Here is a 3,686-nt window from a genome sequence, read left to right as displayed (position 1 = left end):
GAACAGGATGCCACGTTCACGCAGGCGTTCGACAGCCCGGATGGCGCGTGGTGTCAGGATCTTGTCCTTCGTGACCAGCGTGCCGTCCACATCGGCCAGTACAAGACGTATTTCGGGTTCAGACACGTGGGTGCCCTCCTGTGGATGTCATTTTTCAGTCCGTTTCCTGGGATGCGCGTCAGGACCCGATTTTCAGCCAGTGGCGGTGGTCGCGGGCCAGAAGGTCATCGGCGGCCTTTGGCCCCTCGCTGCCGGCGGCGTAAAAATCCAGCCCGGCGGGGGCGTGCATCCACTCCAGAACGGGCTGGACCACGCGCCATCCGGCCTCGATATTATCCGCGCGCTGGAACAGCGTCGCATCCCCGATCATGCAGTCGTACAGCAGCGTTTCGTAACCGGTGCTCGGCCCTTCGTGAAACCACTCGGAATAATCGAACTTCATGCGCACACCGCCCAGATGCACCGTGGGGCCGGGGATCTTGGCGGAAAACTGGAGTGTCACCCCTTCGGTTGGCTGGATATGCAGCAACATGATGTTGGGTGTCAGCCTGTCCACCGGCGTATCGCGGAACAGGGCATAGGGTGCTGACTTGAAATGCACCGCGATTTCCGTCTTCCGCGCAGCCAGGCGCTTGCCCGTGCGCACATAGAACGGCACCCCGGCCCAGCGCCAGTTGTCGATCATGAGTTTCATCGCGACATAGGTTTCGGTATGGGAATGGGGATCCACGCCGGGTTCATCACGATACCCGACCACGGGCTGTTCCTTTATGCTGCCTGCCGCGTACTGTCCGCGCACCACGTCATGGTGCTGCACGGTATGGATGGCCTTGAGCACCTTGGTCTTTTCATCTCGCACGGCATCGGCATCAAACGAAATGGGCGCTTCCATCGCCGTCATGGCCAGCAGTTGCATGACATGGTTGGGCACCATGTCGCGCACGGCGCCCGTGCTTTCATAAAACCGCGCACGCTGCTCCACGCCCACCGTTTCGGCTGCGGTGATCTGGACATGGTCGATATTGTCGCGGTTCCACAAAGGTTCGAAGAAACCGTTGGAAAAACGCAGGGCAAGGATGTTCTGCACCGTTTCCTTGCCCAGATAATGGTCAATCCGGTAGATCTGGCTTTCATCAAGCGTGCGCAGCAGGCGTTCGTTCAGCGCAATGGCGGAGGCGAGGTCACTGCCAAAGGGTTTTTCGATGATGACGCGGCGGAAGACCTTCCCGCTTTCCTTTGCAAGGCCGGACACGCCAAGCTGGTCGACAATCGTGCCAAAGAAACGGGCGGCCACCGCAAGGTAGAAAATACAGTTCTGGCTGCCAATTTTCCCGGCAAGGGTATCGTATGTCTCCGCGTCCTCGAACGAACCGCGCACGTAATCAATGCTGGAGGACAGGCGCGTCCACACATCATCATGCAGGCTGACGGCTTCGGTCCCGCGGCTGGTGACGAAGTTTTCCAGTGACTCATGGAAGCTCTGGCGCAGGTCGGCCGCCGATACATCGGCCCGGTCCACCACAATGATGGAGAAATGGCTGTCCAGCAGCCCCGCGCTGGCAAGGTTGTAAAGTGCTGGCACAAGAAGGCGGTGCGTCAGATCCCCGCCCCCACCGAATATGACAAATACCCCCGGTGGCCCGCGACGCGGCACGTTTTCATGTCGCGTATCGTCAATCTGCGAGGACGCGGATGCGACAATGCTCTCCATCTTGCTTCTCCCTGAACTTTTCCAGCGTGTAAAACCCAGGCCGCCCGCCCGTGGTCGTTGCGTGCCAACGTGATCAGTGGCGGCCGGGTGCGTCATCAGCCGTGCGACATCAGTTGTTCGTGCCTTCGATATGGCCACCAAAGCCGAAACGCATGGCGGACAGCATCTTTTCGGCAAAGTTGTTGCCCGTGCGCGAACGGAAACGCGTGAACAGGGCCTCGGTCATGACCGGGACGGGCACGGCCTCTTCAATCGCGGCCTCGATGGTCCAGCGGCCCTCGCCGGAATCCGCCACATCACCCTTGTAATTCGACAGGTCGGGGTTGCCCGCAAGTGCGCTTGCCGACAGATCCAGCAGCCACGACGACACCACGCTGCCACGCCGCCAGACTTCGGCAATATCGGCCATATTCAGCTCAAAACGCTGGTCTTCGGGCAGGTCGGTCGAGTTCTTGGACTTCATGACATGGAAGCCCTCGGCAAAGGCCTGCATGATGCCGTATTCAATGCCGTTATGGACCATCTTCACGAAATGGCCCGAACCCGACGGCCCGCAATGCAGGTAACCCTGTTCGGCACGCGGGTCAAAGCCGGGTCTGTCACGGTTTGGCGTGCGCGGGATGCTGCCAATTCCCGGTGCCAGGGCCGACAGGATCGGATCGATATGGTCGGTGGCGTCTTTCGTGCCGCCGTACATCATGCAGTACCCGCGCTCCAGTCCCCACACGCCACCCGACGTGCCAACATCGACGTAATGGATGCCCTTTTTCGTCAGTTCCGCGGCACGGCGGATATCGTCCTTGTAGAACGAATTACCACCATCGATCAGGATATCTCCGCGGCCCAGCAGGGTGCCGAGTTCCTTTACCGCCCCTTCCGTCACGGGGCCTGCGGGCAGCATGAGCCAGATGATCCGACGCTGCGCCGTCAGTTTTGACACCATGTCCTTCAGACCGGATGACACGATGGTCTTTCCAGCCTTGGCCTGTTCCGCGACCCTGGTCATAACGGTGGGCGTGCGGTCATACAGCACTACATCGTGCCCGTGACGTGTCAGGCGGATGGCAATGTTGCCCCCCATCTTGCCCAGACCCACTATACCAATCTGCATGATTCCTGTTTCTCCCGTGGCGGGGCATGCCCCGTACTTCAGCCCACGTTCGGGCTGGTAAAAAAATGGCCCCGCCATTGTAATGACCATGACGGGGGTTGATGTGGTGTGCGATCAGAGTGCGCGGCTGATGGCCTGCGCCAGTTTTTCAAGGCCGGATTTCAGATCGCCATGGATATGCACACGCAGCACGCGGCGGCCACGTTCGCCCAGTACTTCCAGATCACCACGGGCCTGTGCTTCCTTGACGATGCTGAAGGTATATTTTTCCCCCGGCACCGGCAGGTTCACCGCGTCATCACAGGTAATCTGCAGGAACACGCCGGTGTTGGGGCCGCCTTTGTACGCCTGGCCTGTCAATCGGCACTCAAAAATAACCCCTGATCGGCATGCAATATTAACCCCCTGTTGAAGGCCCGGCCTGTCTCCTGAAGCCGTAGGCGTAAGGAGACAGGCCGGGGCAGGTATGGATCTGGAGAGAGGTTCAGTTACGGTTCCTGAACCGCCAGCTTTCGTTCCCTGTCTCGATGATGTCGCAGTGATGGGTCAGACGGTCGAGCAGTGCCGTGGTCATCTTGGCGTCGGCGAATACACTGGCCCATTCACCGAAGGACAGGTTCGTGGTGACAATGACCGAGGTCTGTTCATAAAGGCGGCTGATCATATGGAACAGCAACTGTCCGCCAGACTGGGCAAAGGGCAGGTATCCCAGTTCGTCGAGGATGACAAAGTCCAGTCGGCCGAGTTGTTCGGCCAGCCGACCCGCCCTTGCCGCCCGACTGTCAGCCTCAAGCCGGTTGACCGGTCCACCACGTTGAAGAACCGGCCACGCCGACCTGTGCGGATGCAGCTCCGGCCAATGGC

At 59.8% G+C, this 3,686-nt stretch carries 3 protein-coding genes and 2 pseudogenes; all 5 read right to left on the bottom strand.

What is annotated here, in order from left to right; genetic code table 11:
• The coding region (locus tag CFR80_RS17275; RefSeq protein WP_181418269.1) for an HAD family hydrolase at positions 1–126 on the bottom strand (126 nt) is incomplete at its 3' end.
• Between the two features lie 52 nt (positions 127–178).
• Complete coding sequence (zwf, locus tag CFR80_RS17270) at positions 179–1,711, bottom strand: glucose-6-phosphate dehydrogenase (protein WP_110507790.1); 1,533 nt, start codon at positions 1,709–1,711, stop codon at positions 179–181.
• 109 nt (positions 1,712–1,820) lie between these two features.
• Complete coding sequence (gnd, locus tag CFR80_RS17265) at positions 1,821–2,822, bottom strand: phosphogluconate dehydrogenase (NAD(+)-dependent, decarboxylating) (RefSeq protein WP_110507791.1); 1,002 nt, start codon at positions 2,820–2,822, stop codon at positions 1,821–1,823.
• A gap of 114 nt (positions 2,823–2,936) precedes the next feature.
• Positions 2,937–3,179, bottom strand: a pseudogene (locus CFR80_RS17260) (hypothetical protein); the annotation flags it as partial.
• Positions 3,180–3,306: 127 nt separating this feature from the next.
• Positions 3,307–3,686, bottom strand: a pseudogene (locus tag CFR80_RS17255) (ATP-binding protein); the annotation flags it as partial.

Source organism: Komagataeibacter oboediens (assembly GCF_003207815.1).
Classification (GTDB): Bacteria; Pseudomonadota; Alphaproteobacteria; order Acetobacterales; family Acetobacteraceae; genus Komagataeibacter; species Komagataeibacter oboediens.
This window is presented reverse-complemented; position numbering and strand designations above follow the sequence as displayed.

Coding starts and splice junctions, on each gene's coding strand:
- zwf (WP_110507790.1), bottom strand. CDS start 1,711: ATGGAGAGCATTGTCGCATCCGCGTCCTCGCAGATTGACGATACGCGA.
- gnd (WP_110507791.1), bottom strand. CDS start 2,822: ATGCAGATTGGTATAGTGGGTCTGGGCAAGATGGGGGGCAACATTGCC.